The organism is Janthinobacterium sp. ROICE36, assembly GCF_002869965.1.
In the GTDB taxonomy this organism is placed as follows: Bacteria; Pseudomonadota; Gammaproteobacteria; order Burkholderiales; family Burkholderiaceae_D; genus Janthinobacterium.
Genome location: NZ_PEBS01000005.1, coordinates 18,702 through 35,877, shown reverse-complemented (window position 1 = coordinate 35,877; position 17,176 = coordinate 18,702). Strand labels below are relative to the sequence as shown.

13 protein-coding genes are annotated in these 17,176 nt (G+C 64.0%); 6 read left to right on the top strand and 7 right to left on the bottom strand.

The genetic code is table 11. The features are described from left to right. Positions 1-30: 30 nt before the first annotated feature. Positions 31-3,381, top strand: coding sequence for a S41 family peptidase (locus CSZ94_RS03490; protein ID WP_180977348.1), 3,351 nt, complete (start codon positions 31-33; stop codon positions 3,379-3,381). 5 nt (positions 3,382-3,386) lie between these two features. On the opposite strand, the gene CSZ94_RS03485 is transcribed toward CSZ94_RS03490, so the two are convergent. From CSZ94_RS03485 to prpR, 5 genes are all read right to left on the bottom strand, one after another. After that, positions 3,387-4,106, bottom strand: a complete 720-nt coding sequence (locus tag CSZ94_RS03485) for a LytR/AlgR family response regulator transcription factor (RefSeq protein ID WP_102120232.1) — start codon at positions 4,104-4,106, stop codon at positions 3,387-3,389. Beyond that, entirely contained in the window at positions 4,103-5,152 is a 1,050-nt protein-coding gene (locus tag CSZ94_RS03480) for a sensor histidine kinase (RefSeq protein ID WP_102120231.1), read from the bottom strand. The genes CSZ94_RS03485 and CSZ94_RS03480 overlap by 4 nt, the downstream gene beginning before the upstream one ends. A 3-nt stretch (positions 5,153-5,155) precedes the next feature. Beyond that, positions 5,156-6,028: an alpha/beta fold hydrolase gene (locus tag CSZ94_RS03475; RefSeq protein ID WP_102120230.1), complete on the bottom strand. Its 873-nt coding sequence runs from the start codon at positions 6,026-6,028 to the stop codon at positions 5,156-5,158. A 90-nt stretch (positions 6,029-6,118) separates the two neighbouring features. Next, positions 6,119-7,057: a phytanoyl-CoA dioxygenase family protein gene (locus tag CSZ94_RS03470; protein WP_180977347.1), complete on the bottom strand. Its 939-nt coding sequence runs from the start codon at positions 7,055-7,057 to the stop codon at positions 6,119-6,121. A gap of 25 nt (positions 7,058-7,082) precedes the next feature. Then, positions 7,083-8,708: a propionate catabolism operon regulatory protein PrpR gene (prpR, locus tag CSZ94_RS03465; RefSeq protein ID WP_102120228.1), complete on the bottom strand. Its 1,626-nt coding sequence runs from the start codon at positions 8,706-8,708 to the stop codon at positions 7,083-7,085. 209 nt (positions 8,709-8,917) lie between these two features. Here prpR and CSZ94_RS03460 point away from each other — a divergent pair, with 209 nt between their 5' ends. Beyond that, positions 8,918-12,577 (top strand): sensor domain-containing protein, encoded by a 3,660-nt coding sequence (locus CSZ94_RS03460; RefSeq protein WP_102120304.1) that lies wholly within the window; start codon positions 8,918-8,920, stop codon positions 12,575-12,577. On the opposite strand, the gene xth is transcribed toward CSZ94_RS03460, so the two are convergent. After that, entirely contained in the window at positions 12,574-13,338 is a 765-nt protein-coding gene (xth, locus tag CSZ94_RS03455; protein ID WP_102120227.1) for an exodeoxyribonuclease III, read from the bottom strand. The two genes, CSZ94_RS03460 and xth, sit on opposite strands and share 4 nt — an antisense overlap. Before the next feature lie 571 nt (positions 13,339-13,909). Here xth and CSZ94_RS03450 point away from each other — a divergent pair. From CSZ94_RS03450 to CSZ94_RS03435, 4 genes are read left to right on the top strand one after another with little or no spacing between them, the layout of a single operon-like run. Continuing rightward, positions 13,910-14,281: a hypothetical protein gene (locus CSZ94_RS03450; RefSeq protein ID WP_102120226.1), complete on the top strand. Its 372-nt coding sequence runs from the start codon at positions 13,910-13,912 to the stop codon at positions 14,279-14,281. A 10-nt stretch (positions 14,282-14,291) separates the two neighbouring features. Further along, the gene (locus CSZ94_RS03445) at positions 14,292-14,480 is read left to right on the top strand and encodes a DUF1653 domain-containing protein (protein WP_065306721.1); all 189 of its coding nucleotides are present in this window, start codon (positions 14,292-14,294) and stop codon (positions 14,478-14,480) included. 32 nt (positions 14,481-14,512) lie between these two features. Continuing rightward, positions 14,513-14,983, top strand: coding sequence for a CreA family protein (locus CSZ94_RS03440; protein ID WP_102120303.1), 471 nt, complete (start codon positions 14,513-14,515; stop codon positions 14,981-14,983). A gap of 11 nt (positions 14,984-14,994) precedes the next feature. Further along, entirely contained in the window at positions 14,995-15,522 is a 528-nt protein-coding gene (locus CSZ94_RS03435; RefSeq protein WP_180977346.1) for a hypothetical protein, read from the top strand. Between the two features lie 99 nt (positions 15,523-15,621). Here the strand turns inward: CSZ94_RS03435 and CSZ94_RS03430 are convergent, their stop codons facing one another. Further along, positions 15,622-17,115 (bottom strand): leucyl aminopeptidase, encoded by a 1,494-nt coding sequence (locus CSZ94_RS03430; RefSeq protein WP_102120225.1) that lies wholly within the window; start codon positions 17,113-17,115, stop codon positions 15,622-15,624. Between the last annotated feature and the right edge of the window lie 61 nt (positions 17,116-17,176).

The following is a 17,176-nucleotide window of genomic DNA, read 5'->3' as shown; positions in this document are numbered from 1 at the left end:
CATCGCCCTGACCGCTATCTGGATGCCCACATGAAAATTTCCCGTAGTCTTGCCTTGCTCCTGTTGTCCGCCGGCCTGCTGGGCAGCGCCGCTGCCGCCGTTCCTGCCGGCAGTTATTTCCGTTTTCCTGCCATACGGGGCGACAGCGTCGTCTTCACGGCCGAAGGCGATTTGTGGAAAAGCAGCGTGCGCGGTGGCGCGGCGCAGCGTTTGACCACGCATCCCGGCTATGAAACGAACGCGGCGATTTCCCGCGACGGCCTGTGGCTGGCGTTTTCCGCCGCCTACGAAGGGGCGCAGGAAGCGTATGTGATGCCGCTGGCCGGTGGTTTGCCGCGCCGTATTTCGTATGACAATGGCGGCGTGCTGGTGCTGGACTGGACGGCGCAGGGCGAGGTGCTGGTCAGCACGCAAAATACGGATGGTCCCGCCTCGCGCCGCATCGTCGCCGCCATCGATCCCGTGAAGCAGACGCGGCGCGTGTTTCCCGTGGCCGACGCCAACGATGCCGTGCTCGACGACGCGGGCAAGACCTTGTTTTTCACGCGTTTCGGCCTGGCCATGACCAACGATAATGTGCGCAACTACCGGGGCGGCGCGCATGCCACCCTGTGGCGCTATGCGCTGGATGGCAAGGGCGAGGCCGTGCACATGCACACGGAAGCCGCCGTGTTGGCGGGCAACAACAAGCGCCCCATGTGGTGGCAGGGCCGCGTCTATTACATCAGCGACGCGGGCGGCAGCGACAATCTGTGGAGCATGCTGCCCGACGGCTCCGATCGCCGCGCGTTGACCAAGCACACGCAGTGGGACGTGCGCAATGCTTCCCTGGGCGATGGCAAGATCGTGTATCAATTGGGCGCCGACCTGCAGGTGCTGGACCTGGCGGCAGGGACGGACTCATCGCCGCTACCGATCAACCTCGTATCCGACTTCGACCAGCAGCGCGCGCGCCAGATCCGCTCGCCGCTCGATACCTTGAGCAATGTGCAGCTGTCGGGCAAGGATGAGCGCATCATCCTTACAGCACGAGGCCGCGTCAGTATCGCCGGCACGGGCAGTTTGCGCCGCGTCGATATCGCCATTCCCGAAGGGGCGCGGGCGCGTGACGCCGTCTTTTCCAGCGACGAGAAATCCGTGTTCGCCATCGTCGACACGAGCGGCGAAAATGAAATCTGGAAGTACGCCGCCGATGGCTCGGGCAAGGGCGAGCAACTGACGACGCAGGGCGACAACCACCGCTGGAAACTGTATCCGTCGCCGGACGGGCGCTGGCTGGCGCACACGGACAAGAAGGGCCGCTTCTGGCTGCTGGACCTGGCAACGAAGGGCAACCAGCTGATCGACGACGCGGGCAAGGCGGGCGTGGACAAGCACGAGGAAGTGCAATGGTCGCCGGACAGCCGCAACCTGGCCATCGTGCGCGTGGCCAGCAACGAGCAGCGCGAGCAGATCGGCTTGTACAACCTCGCTTCGAAGCAGTTGCAATTCGTCACCAGCGACCGCTATACGTCCGGCTCGCCCGTGTTTTCGCCCGACGGGCGTTGGCTGTATTTCATGTCGGCGCGTAATTTCCAGCTGGCCAACGGGTCGCCGTGGGGCGACCGCAACATGGGGCCCGTGTTCGACAAGCGCATCGGCGTGTATGCGCTGGCGCTGCAGCCGGGCAACCGTTTCCCGTTCCAGCCCGATGATGAGCTGAGCCGACCTGGCGTCAAGCCGGCCGAAACGGACGATGAAAAAGCGGCCGAACTGGCGGCGGAAAAGGCTCTGGAGAAGGCTGGCGGCAAGGGCGCAGTGAAAAAGGCGCCGGCCGCCTTGCCAGCCATCGTCAGCCAGGGACTGGCCGAGCGCCTGTATGAAGTGCCGCTGGCGGCGGGCAATTACGGTGCGCTGGCCATGGATGACAAGCGCCTGTATTTCCTCGAGCGCGACAGCGGCGAGAACAAGTCCAGCCTGAAGACTGTCGCCATCGGCAATACCGGCTCCAAGCCGGAACTGCTGGTGGCCAATGTGCGCGAATTCGACCTGGCCCAGGATAAAAAGCATTTGTACTACAGGACAGCAGCGGCTACTGGGCCGGGCGAGATGCTGGTGATCGAGGCGGGCGCCAAGCTGCCGGCTGACCTGACGAAGGCCAAGGTCAAGGTCGATGACTGGACGTTTGTCTCGAATCCGCGCCTGGAATGGAAGCAGATGTTCAACGACGCCTGGCGCTTGCACCGCGACTTCCTGTACGACGCGAAGATGCGCGGCGTGAACTGGAAGGCGGCGCGCGACAAATATGCGCCGCTGGTCGAGCGGGTCACGGACCGGGCCGAACTCAATGACGTGCTGGGCATGATGGTGGCCGAAGTGGGCGCCCTGCATTCGCAGATCCGCCCCGGCGAATTGCGCCGCACGGAGCAGGAAGGCGCGCCGGCCGGCCTGGGCGCCGTGCTGGCGCGCACCGGCGACGGCTACCGGGTCGAGCATGTCTACCGCAGCGAAGTGGAATTGCCCTCGGCGCGCTCGCCCCTGTCGCGCCCCGAAGTGGATGTGAGGGCGGGCGACGTGATCACGGCTGTCAATGGCAAGGATGTGCTGGCCGCACGCGATATTAGCGACCTGCTGCTGAACCAGGCTGACAAGCAGGTGCTGCTGCAGGTCAAACGGGGTAATGGCAAGGGCGCGCCGCGCGCCGTCATCGTCACGCCTGTCAATATGGCGAAACAGACGGCGCTGCGCTATGGCGACTGGGAATTGAGCCGCGCCGAGCAGGTGGCGGCCGCTTCGCAAGGGCGCATCGGCTACCTGCACCTGCGCGCCATGGGCGCCAACGACATCGCCTCGTTCGCGCGCGATTTTTACGCCAATATCAACCGCGAAGGCTTGATCATCGACGTGCGACGCAATAACGGCGGCAATATTGACAGCTGGATCATCGAAAAACTGCTGCGCAAGGCCTGGGCCTACTGGGCGCCGCCAGGCGTCCAGCCATCGTCGAACATGCAGAACACCTTCCGCGGCCACCTGGTGGTGCTGGTCGATGAACTCACGTATTCGGATGGCGAAACCTTCGCCGCCGGCATCAAGGCATTGAAACTGGCACCGCTGGTGGGCAAGCGCACCGCCGGCGCCGGCGTCTGGCTGAGCGACAATACGCGTCTGGCCGACAATGGCATGGCGCGCGTGGCGGAAAACGGCCAGTTCGGCATCGATGGCCAGTGGCTGATCGAAGGCGTGGGCGTGGTGCCGGACGTGGAGGTGGAAAATCCTCCGCACGCCACCTTCGTCGGCGCCGACCGCCAACTGGAAGTGGCGCTCGACATGCTGGCGAAAAAACTCAAGGAGCAGCCGCGCCCCGCATTCCAGGCGCAGCCGATCCCCGCGCTGAAATAGTGCGCTTACAGGCCGCAAGCGGCCTTGAACTGCTGCGCGCGACGGCGTGATACCTCGACCACGCTGCCGTCCAGCAGCTGCAATTCGAGGCCATCGGCGGCGTTCGGCGCGAGTTGCGCCACCTGCGCCAGGTTGACGATCTGGCGCCGGTTGGCGCGCAAGAACAGGGCGGGATCAAGCTTTTCTTCCAGCTGGTTCAGGGTGCGCAGCATCAGCGGATGCTGCGCACCGAAATGCACGCGTGTGTAGTTGCCTTCCGATTCCAGCAGGCGGATATCGTCAAACGCTACAAACCAGCAGCGTTCCCCATCCTTGATGAAGACCTTGCGCGGCGCCGGCGGCGGCACGGCTTGCGCCCGCGCGCCGGCACGCGCCAGCGCCGTGGCCAGGCGTGCCGCCTGCACGGGTTTTTGCAGGTAATCGAGCGCGCTGACCTCGAACGCCTGCAGCGCGTACTGGTCGAAGGCCGTGCAAAAGATGACATCGGGCGCATCGTCGAGCGCGGCCAGCAAGTCGAAGCCGGAGCCGCCCGGCATCTGCACATCGAGCAGCAGGAGGTCCCGGCGCAGCTTGCCGATCTGCGCGACGGCGTCGGCCGCGCTGGCCGCCTCGCCCAGGATATCCACTGCGCCCCGCTGCACATGCGGCGCCAGCAGGCGACGCAGCTCGGCGCGCGCCAGGCGCTCGTCATCGACCAGCAGTACCTTGAGCGGCTGGCCGTTCATGGCAGTTCCGGCAAATGGATGGTGGCATATACCCAGCCCGCCTGCTGGCGCAGTTCCAGGCTGGCGTGCTCGCCGCAGGCCAGCTGCAAGCGCTGGCGCGCATTGCGCAAGCCGATGCCGGTGGAGCCGGACGCGCTGCGCAGCTCGCCCGTGTTGGCCACCTCGATCTGCAGCGCGTCCATGCCAGCGCCGCGCTGCGCCGTGATGCGGATGTCGCCGCCATCGGCGCTTGTCTCCACACCATATTTGACGGCGTTTTCCACCAGCGTTTGCAGGGCCATGGGTGGCACGCGCACATGATCGGTGCCGGGGGGGATGTCGAAGCTGACGCGCAGGCGATCCTCGAAGCGACTCTGTTCGATCGCCAGGTAGGCGCGCACGGCGTCCAGTTCGGACGACAGCGGCACCGTGGCATGCTGGCCCGATTGCAGCGCGTGGCGCATCAGGCCGGCCAGCTGGTCGATCATGTGCGCGGCCGCTTCGCGGTCTTCGAAGATCAGCGCGCGCACGCTATTGAGGCTATTGAAGAAAAAATGCGGATTGACCTGTGCCTGCAGGGCGCGCAACTGGGCGTCTTTGGCCAGCACTTCCAGGCGCAGCGCCTCGGCCTCGAAGCGGCTGGCGCGGCGCAGCGACAGCGCGGTGAAGTAGAACATCGTCCAGGTCAGAAATACCCCGAACCAGAACAGCAGCGCGCCGGGCAGCCAGGCTATGCCGCGGATGGTGCCGGGGGGATACATGATGTGGAAGGCGGTTGTCACGCTGGCCGTCTGGATGACTGCCAGCAGGATCAGCGACGGCACGATGCGTTGCCAGCGCAAGCCGTTTGCCGCCCAGCCGTACCGGCGCAGGACGCCATGCCACAGGTGCGACAGCAGCAGCCCGCCCAGGGAACCCCAGCAGGCAATCGTCACGACGATGCGCAACTGCGAGGAGCCGCCATACACGCTGTTGAACAAGGCGAGCGCGCCCCAGCCGGCCAGCTGGAAGGCCCAGTACCAGTTGATCCTGGCCAGCAGCGGCGGCCGGTGCAAGGGCGCGTTCATTGCCTAGTCCAGGAACTGTTCGATGCGCGCAACCATCCAGTCCGGCTGGTCGTACATGATGAAGTGGCGCGCCGTATCGGCCAGCGCGACTTTTACGCCAGGTAGCTGTGCATACTGCTGTTGGAAGGTGGCTTCGATGGCGGTGCGCGGCGCATAGTCCTTGTAGGCGATCCATGTGCCCAGTACCAGGGTGGGGGATTTTATTTTCGCCACGTCCTGGCGCAGGTCGCTGGCCATCAGCGTGCCCATGGCCCTGATCACCGTCTCGCGGTCCGAGCGCTGGCCCCAGCCGATGATGCGTTCCACGTCGGCCGGCGCGCTGGCCATGCTGCTTACCGCGCGGCGCTGGCTGGCGGCGTAGGTGGCGTCATCCTGCGCGCGCATGGCCGTTTGCATCTGCGTAGCCATGGCTTGCAATTGCGGCGGCGTGATGGAGGGCAGCTGCGTCGCACCCAGCGCCGGCAGCGAGTCGACGATTACCAGTTTGCCCGTCCGGGCCGGATGGTCGATGGCCATTTTCAACGCCAGGAAACCGCCCAGGCTATGCCCGATGATGGCCGGCTGGCCCAGTTTTTTCGCCACGATGTAGTCGGCCAGTTGCTGCTCTGCCTGTGCCAGCAAGTCGCCCTCGATGGGCGCCACGCCGGCGAAGCCGGCCAGTGTCAGCACGTGGCATTGGCGTGCGGCGTGCGGGCCGCACAGGCGCGCCACCGTGCCTTGCCAGACTTCGCCCGAGGATGCCAGACCGGGAATCAGGATCAGGGGGCGGCCCTGGCCCGTGACATCGACCGTGAATGCCGCGGGCGCGGCGGCCCGGCTGGCGCCTGCCAGCAGCGCGGTGGTGAGCAAGATCAATGTTTGCAGTGTTCGTTTCATGGGGTACTCCTCCTTGACCACCATGCTAGCGGCGCAGGCGCCCGGCAGCCAGCGCTGCGGGATGGGCGGCGGCAGGCCGGGATGAGCGGTTCAGACCCATGCATCCTGATCCTGGCAGTGGTCGGGAAGGTAGGTCAGGTACTGCACCATGCGCGGCGCCGGGCCGCGGTTGGGCGTGGCGCAATGTGGCAAGGCCTGGTGCCAGATGATGAAATCGCCGGCCATGCCTTCGACAGGCACGGGCCGCAAGTCTTCGACGGCCCATTCGCGCGGCTGGCGGCCCTGTGGCACTTGCTGCAGCCAGGCGGGCAGGTGGTGCTGGAAGCCGGGAACGCAATGAAAGGCGCCATGCTGCGCGGGACAGTCGCTCAGGTACAGCATGCCTTGCAGCTTGAAGGGAATTGGCTGTTGCAGGCTGACGTCCCAGTGCAGGGCGCTGCCAGGGAAACGGTGCTGCGGCGTTTCCGGCGGATTGAAGCTTACCTTGTCGATGCTGGCGTAGATGCCGGTGCCGGCGCCGGTGCTTGTGTCGTATAGCTGCTGATAGGCGTGGTGAACGTGCGCGCTGTGGCGGTTTTCCTCAAGGGCAGGATGGTCGGAAAACTGCAGCATCAGGCCCCGCTTGCCCGGGTGCGGCTGGTACCACGATGCCGCATCATCGGGGCTGGCGCCCAGATACTCCCAGATGGCCGCCCGGGCGGCGGCGCACTGTGCGCGCGGTACGGCACCGCGCAGCACCAGATAGCCGTGCTCGTCGAAATGACGCAACTCGGCGGCGGACAGCACATCCTGGTGCGCACTGGCGGCGTGCGCGGGGCGCGCTCGCGTGCGCGCGGCGATCCAGTCGCTGTAGGCTTTCACGGTCGGCCGTTGCTGATACAGGAAGTGCAGAGCGTCTTCCATCGAAATGCCGCGCGCGTACAGGGCCTTGATGTCCTGCTGGTCGCGTGCCAGTCCGCTGGCGCCGGCAGCGCTGCGGCGTCCCGTGCAGTGTTGCCATAAATCGTGCAGGTGAGGCCAGTCGTCCATGCTGTGGTGGGTGGTTGGGTGGGAGTTAACCGGCGCGCAGGCGGCGCCACAGAGTGGTGCGGCTGATGCCGAGGTAATGGGCGGCGGCGTCGCGGCGCCCGCCGAAGCGCGCCAGTACGGCGCTGGCGCTGTCATCTTCCAGGCGTGGCGCGATGGCGGCGGCGGGCGCCGGCAGCAGCGCCGCCGTGCCGGTAGCGTTGCCCAGTTCGGGCGCCACGCCCAGCACGAAGGCGGGCGTCAGCGCCTGCAGCGGTTCGGCGGCCAGGAACAGGGCCAGGCGCTCGGCCAGGTTGCGCAGTTCGCGCACGTTGCCGGGCCAGTCGTAGCGGCGCAGCAGCGGCGCGCAGGCCTGGATTTCCGCGTGCAGGTTGGGGTGCGGACGGGCGCCCAGCGCGGCCAGCGCGTTTTTCAGCGTCCATTCGGCCAGGCCGGGAATATCGCTGGCGCGTTCGCGCAAGGCGGGCAAATGCAGGCGCAGCACGGCCAGGCGATAGAACAGGTCGGCGCGGAAGCGTCCTTCGCGGATGCGCTGCTCCAGGTCGCAATGGGTGGCGCTGATGATGCGCACATGGATGGCGATGGGCCGCGTGCCGCCCACGCGCACCACTTCGCGCTCTTCCAGCACGCGCAGCAAGCGCGTTTGCAGGGCCAGCGGCATTTCGCCGATTTCATCGAGGAACAGGGTGCCGTGGTTGGCCGCTTCGAACAGGCCCGCGTGGCCGCCCCGGCGCGCGCCCGTAAAGGCTCCGTCCTCGTGGCCGAACAGCTCCGATTCGAGCAGCGATTCGGCGATGGCGCCGCAATTGATGGCGATGAAGGGCCGGTTCGCACCCAGGCTGCGCGGGCTTTCGCGGTGGATGGCCTGCGCCACCAGCTCCTTGCCGCTGCCCGTCTCGCCCTGGATCAGCACCGTCGCCGGCGAGCGGGCATACAGCACCACCGACTGGCGCAGCGCTTCCATCGCTTCCGATTCGCCGCGCAAGTCGTGCAAGCCATGGCGCGCGCGCAAAGTGTCGGCCACTGCCGCCCGCCGTCCCCGGTTCGATTCGATCTGGGTCAGGCGCGCCAGTTCCAGCGCGTCGTCGAAGGCGCGCCGGATGGCCGTGGCCGAATACACGAAGACGGCGGCCAGTCCCGCCTCTTCGGCCAGGTCGGTGACGAGGCCCGCACCGACGACGGCCTTGACGCCGGCCGCCTTCAGTTCGTTGATCTGCGCGCGCGCGTCTTCCTCGGTGGCATAGGTGCGCTGGGCAATCTGGAAGCCGAAGGTGGCGGCAAATTCGGCAAGTTCGGGCATCGGGTCCTGGTAGGTGACGACGCCGATCTGCGGCGAGATGCGCCGCGCGCGCGCCAGCGCCTGCATCACGTCATAGCCGCTGGCCTTGGCGATGATGACGGGCACCGACAGCCGGCCTTTCAGGTAGGCGCCGTTCGAGCCTGCCGCGATGACGGCATCGCAGCGCTCGGTGGCCATGCGTTCGCGGATGTGGCGCACGGCGTCGTCGAAGCCCAGGTTGATCGGCTCGATCGTCGCCAGGTCGTCGTATTCAAGCGTGATGTCGCGGAACAGGTCGAACAGGCGCGAGACGGAGACGGTCCAGATGATGGGTTTGTCGCGGTGGTCGAGCGGAGGTTGGGGAGGGCGGCGCATGCTTTATTCTAAACGATTTGTTTCATTTTCTTACCATGCAACGCCGGTGCAACGGGCGTGTTGCAAGTGGTCTGTGGCGTTTCAGGTATTGCCAATAAGGAATATGAAAAAACCCCCGGAAACTGGTTTATGATCTAACAGCACTGTGGTGCCTGACGAATATATTGCTCAGGTGCATTCCGACCGCTAACAACCGACCCATGGTGTCCATGAACCGCGTACCGACCAGTCCCGATTTCATCGCCGATGCCTTGCAGCTGATCGCCTTGCCCGCCTGCGCCTGCGATGCTTGCGGCATGGTGGTCGCGGTGAATGGCGCCTTGAGCGCCTTGCTGGGCAGGGATGTGTCGGGCCGGCTGCTGGCCGACTGTTTTACGGACGCCTACCGCGCGTCGAGTGCCAGCATGCTGCGTGGCGCGCTGGGTGCGGCCGGGCGCGAACGGCACTGGGACAGCAGTCTGGAGGGAATCGATGCCGCCATCGCCGTGCAGGTATGGGCCAAGCCGCTGCCGGTGGGCGATGGCTTGCCGGGCGCGACGCTGGTGTTTGCCGACATCAGCGTGCAGCAGCGCGACCAGCAAGCCTTGCGCAAGACCTTGCTGGAACAGCAGGCCATCCTGGAAAGCGCTGCCGTCGGCATCATGTTTTCCAAGGGCGGCTTCATCGAGGAGTGCAATATCCGCGCCGCCGAGATGCTCGGCTATGCGCGCCACCAGTTGACGGGCATGCCGGGCGCGGTGCTGTACCGTTCTGCCGAGCATTGCCGCCTCCTGGGGCTGGAGGCGGCGCCACTGCTCTCGAAGGGCAAGCCGTACCGCACCGAACTGGAATTGCGGCGCCAGGACGGCACGCTGTTCTGGAGCCGGCTGCACGGGCGCGCCGTCGATCCCTTGAATACGCATGACGGCACGGTATGGATTATCGAAGATATCAGCGACCATCGGCGCGATGAAGACCAGCTGCGCCGCGCCATGCTGGAAATGCAGGCCGTGATGGACAACGCGCCGCTGGCCATCGGTTTTCAGCGCGACAAGGGTGTGCTGCGCTACAACCGCCGCTTTGCAGAATGCTTCGGCTTTGATGGCGACAGCGGCGTGGGCCTGGCTGTCGCAGACCTGTACCCGTCGCGCGCGGCGTATGAAAACGTGGTGCGGCAAGCGTCGCCCCTGCTGCGGCGCGGCCAGCCGTTCCAGGGCGAGATGGAGATGCGCCGCCGCGACGGCTCCACTTTCTGGGCGCTGGCGTATGGTTATGTACTGAACCCCGAGAGCCAGACCGACCGCGGGCTGCGCGACACGATCTGGCTCTTTGACGACCGCAGCGCGCAGAAGGCGGCCGAGGAAGCCACGCGCCAGCTGATGCTGGAGCAGCAGGCCATCCTCGACAATGCGTCCGTTGGCATCCTGTTTTCTCGTTCGCGCCTGGTCTTGCGTTGCAATCCCCGCTTCGCCGAAATGTTCGGCTACGCGCAGGAAGAGATGACGGGCTTGCCCGCTGCCGAGCTGTTTCCCTCGCCTGCTGCCTACGCAGAGTTTGGCATGCAAGCCACGCCACTGCTGGGGCAGGGTTTGCCGTATGAGCAGGATGAAGTGCTGTTCCGCCGCCGCGATGGCAGCCTGTTCTGGTGTCGCATTCGGGCCAAGGCCGTCGACCAGACGCACAACGAACAGGGCACCATCTGGATAATCGAAGACGTCACGGACAGTCGCCAGGCGCAGATGGAAGTGGCGGCCATCATGACGAATGCCTCGGTGAGCATCTTGTATACCAAGAACCGCCTGATCACGCGCTACAACCTGGGCTTTGCCGCGATGTTCGGCTACCGCGGCGACGAGGCGCTGGGCCTGCCCGGGCGCGCGCTGTACGTGTCGCAGCAGTCCTACGAGTTGCTGGGCGCGGCAGCCTTCCCCTTCCTGTCGGTGGCCAAGCCGTTCCAGACGGAAGTGGAAATGATGCGCCGCGACGGCAGCACCTTGTGGGCGCAGCTGATCGCCTATGTGGTCAATCCGGACGATCCCGCTGCAGGCACCATCTGGATCATCGAGGACCGCACGGAAGCGAAGCGCGCCGAAGAATCCTTGCGCAATGCGCTGCTGGAAAACCAGGCCATCCTCGACAGCGCCGTGCTGGGCATCTCGGTGGTGGAGGACGGCTACAATTTGCGTGCCAATAGCAAGATGGAAGAGCTTTTCGGCTATGGCCCCGGCGAGATCAACGGCCTGTCGGTGCAGGCCCTGTATCCTGACGCGGCGGCGTGGAAAGCGGCGCGCGGCGAGACGGCGCGCGATTTTGGCGCGGGCCGCGTGCACATGTCGGAATACCAGCTGGTGCGCAAGGATGGCAGCCGCTTCTGGGCGCGCCTGTCCGGCCGGCCGTTTGACCTGGCGCATGTGCATGGTCGTTCCGTGTGGCTGGTCGATGACGTGACGGCGCGCCGCGAGGCGGCCGAGGCTGTGCGCCGTGCGCGCGACGAACTGGAACTGCGCGTGCACGAGCGCACGGCCGAACTGGCCGGCGCCAATTTGCTGCTGCAGGGCGAGATCGCCGAGCGGCGCCAGGCCGAGGCGCGGGTGCATCACATGGCCTACCACGACAACCTGACGGGCTTGCCGAACCGCGCGCTGCTGTCGGACCGCCTGGAGCGGGCCATGCTGTCCTCGCAGCGCTCCGGGCGCAAGCTGGCCGTGATGTTCATCGATCTGGACCGCTTCAAGACCATCAACGATTCGCTGGGCCACATGACGGGCGATTTGCTGCTCAAGGAAGTGGCCGGCCGGCTCTGTCGCGCGGTGCGCGCCAGCGACACGGTGGCGCGTTTGGGCGGCGATGAATTCGTCGTGCTGGTGCCCGGCATTCGCGACACCGACGAAGCGTCGCGCGTGGCCGAGAAGATCATCGAGGCACTGACGCCCGCCTTCCCGCTCGATGGCCATGTGCTGCACGTCACGCCGTCGATCGGCATCTGCGTGTATCCGGACGATGGCGGCGATGTCGACACGCTGATGCGCCATGCCGATGCGGCCATGTACCACGCCAAAGGCAGTGGCCGCAATAATTATCAGTTCTTCACGCAGACGATGAACCAGGCGGCGGCCCTGCACTTCGACCTGGAAAGCAGCTTGCGCACGGCGCTGGCGCTGCAGCAGTTCGAACTGTTTTACCAGCCCATCATCGATATCGCCACGCGCCGCCTGCATGGCATGGAAGTGCTGCTGCGCTGGCGCCGTCCCGGCCATGGCCTGGTGCTGCCTGACCGCTTCATTCCCATCATGGAGGAAAACGGCTTGATCGTACCGGTGGGCGAATGGGTCATGCGCAAGGCGTGCGAGCAAAGCATGGCCTGGCAGCGCCAGGGCTTGCAGCCCGTGCCCTTGGCGGTGAACCTGTCGCCGCGCCAGTTCATGCACAAGGGCCTGGTGGCGGCGATCGGCGCCGTGGTGCGTGAAACGGGCATCGATCCGGTGCTGCTGGAATTCGAAATCACCGAGACGGCGCTGATGCAGCACGGCGAGCATACCCTGGAGATTTTGCGGCAGATCAATGGCATGGGCCTGCGCCTGTCGATCGACGATTTCGGCACCGGCTATTCCAGCCTGGCCTACCTGAAGCGCTTCCCCGTGAAAAAGGTCAAGATCGACCGTGCCTTCGTCAAGGACCTGGAACACAGCGCGGAAGACCGCGCCATCGTGGCGGCCATCATCGCGCTGGCCGACAGCCTGCAATTGTCGACCGTGGCCGAGGGGGTGGAGACGGAAGAGCAGTTCGCCCTGCTGCAGGCGAACGGCTGCCGCTATGCGCAGGGCTATCTGTTTTCCGCGCCGGTACCAGCTGCAAATGCGCAATCGCTGCTGGAACGGTTGCCTGCTTAGTCGATGGTGGCGATGACGGGCGCATGATCGGACGGCTGTTCCCACTTGCGGGGTACGCGATCGATCACGCAGGCCGTGCAGCGTGCCGCCAGGGCTGGCGAGAGCAGGATATGGTCGATGCGCAAGCCTTTGTTCAGGCGGAAGCCCAGTTGGCGGTAATCCCACCAGCTGAACGATTTTTCCGCCTGCTCGAACAGGCGGAAGGCGTCCGTCAGGCCGATGTCGAACAAGCGCTGCAGGGCGGCGCGTTCCTTGTCCGAGACCAGCACCTGGCCGGCCCAGGCGACAGGATCGTGCACGTCGCGGTCGTCGGGCGCGATATTGTAGTCGCCCACGACGGCCAGTTGCGGGTGCTGCAGCGCTTCTTCGGCCAGCCAGTCGTGCAGGGCGGACAGCCAGCCGAGCTTGTATTCGTACTTGTCCGAGTCGACGCTCTGACCGTTCGGCACGTAGGCGCAGACGACGCGCACGCCGCCTATGGTGGCGGCCAGGATGCGCTGCTGCGCATCTTCATAGCGGGGATTGTTCTTCACCACGTCGGTGATCGGCAGCTTCGACAGGATGGCCACGCCGTTGTAGGTCTTCTGGCCGCTGAAGACTACCTGGTAGCCGGCCGCCTCGATCTCGGCGACGGGGAATTTGTCATCCGTGAGCTTGGTCTCTTGCAGGCAGAGTATGTCGACCGGGTTGTCTGTCAGCCACTGCAGCACTTGCGGCAGGCGCACTTTGAGCGAGTTGACGTTCCAGGTGGCGAGTTTCATGGGAAAATTCCTTGCTTGAATAGGTGGCGATAGGCGCGAATCTTACCGCATGCGTGTCGCCGGCGTCCTGCTCCCCGCTTGCCGAGCATATGCTTTATTTTCTTGCAGGGAAAAGGAGTGTTAATAAAGTATTTATATTTAACCAATCGTGGCGCATGAATATTATGTTTTTGTGTATGATTGATCAATCCCTATGTTTGATTTCGCATAAGTGGCTGGCGTGGCAGGCTGCGTCTCGCCATTTAACGGCACTAAGGTGTAAAGTTTCTCGCTAAAACGCGATAAAAACTACTAAAATGGCACAATGTAACAACTGTGTCACACGGCTTTGTGACAGCCAAGTTAAGAACCGAACAGGAAGCAGTTGTAATTAGTTGTAATTGCTATTCCGATTACATGACCACTGTGCCCGGGGCGGAGCGTCAATTCCGTTCTTGGCGCCGCCAGACTTGTTATATAAATTGCAGTACTATATCTATGAGACTGTTTTGCGACATCAATAGATGGTACTATTTTGAAATGTTGCAGTTTTAATAGTGAGACTTGCGCGTAGCATTTGCAAAGGAAGAAAATGCGAACTGCATTTGAAGCGTGGGCGCAGCGTGACGGCCACATTGTGCGGCGAAGAGAAGACAAACCGGATGAGTACCTGATTTTCGAGACCCAGCGCCGCTGGGTTATCTGGCAGGCAGCTCTGACGCATGGCAAGACGGCGGCCAAGCCGCGCGTGAGCGCGGCCGAAAAGGCGGCGAAAGCCCAGCGCGCGCTGGAAATATCCTCCGATGAAGCGATCGTGCGCAACAAGGTGCTCAATGAAGTGCTCGACGCCTTCGGCGGCGCCGATGGCGCTGCCGGCATGGAAGGCATACTGAAAGTGATCCAGGGCCTGAAGATGAAGCAGAAGGCACTGGCCGACGACAAGAGCGAAGATTCAACGGCTTGAGGGGATGGCGATGCGTTATCGGCACTACAAGGGCGGCATTTATGAACTGGTGTGCGAAGCCACGCTGGAATCGGATCTGACGCCGATGATCGTGTATCGCGCTGCGGACGGTTCCATCTGGACCCGACCGAAAGACGTGTTCTTTCAACTGATCGAAGTCGAAGGCGTCATGGTCCAGCGTTTCGCTCCCATCAACTGATGGCCGCCTACGTGCGTGCCCGGGATTATTTCATGCGTCAATTGCTGCCTGCCGCTTTGGTGCTGGGCTTTGCCTGCACTGCGGTGCATGCCGAAACCATCGGTTCGGTCGACACGGTGTTCAAACTGATCGGCCCTGACCACAAGATCGTCGTCGAAGCCTACGACGATCCCCGTGTCGCCGGCGTCAGTTGCTACCTGTCGCGCGCCAAGACGGGCGGCATCAAGGGCGCTGTCGGCCTGGCCGAAGACAAGTCCGATGCTGCTGTGGCTTGCCGCCAGGTGGGGCCGCTGCAATTCAAAGGCAAGCTGCCGCGCCAGGAAGAAGTGTTTACCGAGCGTGCCTCGATCTTCTTCAAGCATGTGCGCGTGGTGCGCATGGTCGACAGCAAGCGCAATGCGCTGGTCTACCTCGTGTATTCCGACCGCCTGATCGAGGGCAGTCCGAAAAACAGCGTTACCGCCGTCGCCGTGCCCGGCGACCAGCCGATTCCCGTCCGTTAAGCGAGCCAGCCATGCACGTGCCATCGTCTGTCGCCCTTGCCGCCAGGACGCTGCTGCTGTTTGGCCTGGGCGGCTGCGCCACGTTGACTGGCAACACCGAGCAGATGGTGCTGGTGCAAACCATACAGGATAACCGCGAGCTGAACGGCGCCGGCTGCATCCTCAGCAACGACGTGGGCAAGTGGTTTGTTACCACGCCGGGGCGCATCACCATCCGCAAGAGCCAGGAGCCTTTGACAGTCGATTGCCGGAAGCACGGTTCGCCCGCCATCGCAACGGACGACCACATCGATCCCAAACTCAATGGCAGCATCTGGGGCAATGTCATCCTGACCCTGGGAGTCGGCTATTTCGTCGACCGCAACACGGGTGCGGGCTTTGACTACCCGTCGATTTTGACCATCGTCATGCAGGACCCGGCGCGCCTAGCGCCGCCTCCCACGCCCGTCGCTGTAAAACAGCCCCCGGCCGCCGTGCCCGTGACGGTGGTGCAGCCGAAGGTGGCGCCATCTCCTTTGCCCACTCCCGTCGTCTACTGAGGCATACGCCACGCATGAAAAAACCGCCAGGTCTTGCGACCATGGCGGTTTTTTTGCTTCGCGATGCCGATAGCGCAGGCGCTACCGGCAGGCGTTAACTTATACGCGGTTGATGAGGAACGTCGTCAGCAGGGGGACGGGACGACCGGTCGCGCCTTTTGCGCCGCCCGATTTCCATGCCGTGCCGGCGATGTCCAGATGCGCCCAGGTGTACTTCTTGGTGAAGTTTTCCAGGAACGCCGCTGCCGTGACCGAGCCGCCGCCTGGCGTGCCGATGTTGGCCAGATCGGCGAAGTTCGACTTCAACTGCTCGTTGTACGCCTCTTCGATCGGCATGCGCCATGCCGTGTCGCTGGACTGTTTGCCCGCTGCCAGCAATTCATTGGCCAGCTGGTCATGCGCCGCATCGCTGCGCGTAAACAGGCCGCTGTTGTGGTGGCCCAGGGCGACCACGCAAGCGCCCGTCAGGGTGGCGATATCGACCACGGCTGCCGGCTTGAAGCGTTCGGCGTAGGTGAGCGCGTCGCACAGCACCAGACGGCCTTCGGCGTCGGTGTTCAGCACTTCGATAGTCAGGCCGTTCATCGAGGTGACGATGTCGCCCGGCTTGGTGGCGCGGCCCGACGGCATGTTTTCGCAGGCGGCGATGACGCCGATGACGTTCAGCTTCAGATTCATTTCGCCGATGGCGCGGAAAGTGCCCAGTACCGAGGCGGCGCCGCACATGTCGTACTTCATTTCATCCATGCCAGGACCGGCCTTGATCGAAATGCCGCCCGTGTCGAAGGTGATGCCCTTGCCGACCAGGACCACTGGCGCATCCTTGGCCTTGCCGCCCATGTGTTTCAGGACGATGAATTTCGGCGGTTGCTCGCTGCCGTTGGTGACGGACAGGAAGCTGCCCATTTTCAGCGCTTCGAGCTGTTTGCGATCCAGGATTTCGACTTCGAACTTGTAATCCTTGGCCAGCTGCTTGGCCGTGTTGGCCAGGTAGGTCGGATTGGCGACGTTCGCCGGCAGGTCGCCCAGCTTGCGCGTCAGGTCGGAGCCATTGGCAATGGCGATGGCTTGCGCCAGCGCGCCGCGCGTGGCTGCCGTTGCTGGAGCCGCCAGGGCGATCTTGCGCACGCCTGCTGGCGCCGGATCTTTTTTGCTTTTTTGCGAGTCGCAGCGGTATTCGCCGTCATGTGCGGCCTGCACCACGCAACGGATTGCCCAATTTACGTCGCGCTCTTTCACTTCCGTCAGCGGTAATGCGATAATGGCGTCCGCAGTGCCCAGCGAGCCGAAAGCCTTGAGGGCCGCTTGTACACCGGTAGCGAAGCTTTTTTCGCTGACAGTTTCATCGCTGCCCATGCCTACCAGCAGAACACGTTCGGCGGCGACGCCATCGACTGCGCGCAGCAGCAAGGTGCTGCCAGGCTTGCCGCTGATGTCGCCGGACTTCAGCGCAGCCGAAATCGCACCCTTGCTGTCCAGCGATTTTGCCGCTGGCGACAGTTTTTTGTTTTCGAATACCGCAACCGCGATGCATCCGCTTTTGGCCGTGCCGAGGGTGCTCTTGGTATCGAATGCTTTTATGCTAAAGTCCATTTGGTTCTCCGTTTTCATTTACTAGTAACGTGTTACTCAACTAACTGACCCGAATTATAAA